This window comes from Streptomyces sp. MMG1533 (genome assembly GCF_001279775.1).
In the GTDB taxonomy this organism is placed as follows: domain Bacteria; phylum Actinomycetota; class Actinomycetes; order Streptomycetales; family Streptomycetaceae; genus Streptomyces.
Window position 1 is genome coordinate 1 of the sequence record NZ_LGDG01000161.1, and the last position, 316, is coordinate 316.

Below are 316 nucleotides of genomic sequence, written 5' to 3' on the forward strand. Positions count from 1 at the left end.
TGGAAACGCCGTCGAGGAAGGCGGCCCAGGTGACGCGGGAGACGGCGAGGTGAGGAGTCTCTGGGGTCTTGGAGTCACGGATGTGGATGGTGGCGGGGGGGGTGGCCACCTCGACGCAGTCGCCGGGGTCGGTGCTGTGGCTGTAACTGCTCTTTACCCAGTGGGGGTCGGCAGTGCTCATTGTTTCCCCCGCGCTTTCTCGATGAAGGCCTGCGACTCCATCGTCGTGAGAGCCTGCGCCCGGATCAAGCCCTAGCGCAATTCAAGGATTCTAAGATCCCTGGGGGTCGAGACCGATCGCCCGTTGAACGCGCCG

1 protein-coding gene is annotated in these 316 nt (G+C 64.6%); it reads right to left on the minus strand.

The window, feature by feature from the left end; genetic code table 11:
* Nucleotides 1-181, minus strand: a 181-nt coding sequence (locus ADK57_RS17415) for a DUF397 domain-containing protein (RefSeq protein WP_053750396.1), incomplete at its 3' end; no start/stop codon positions are given.
* Between the last annotated feature and the right edge of the window lie 135 nt (nt 182-316).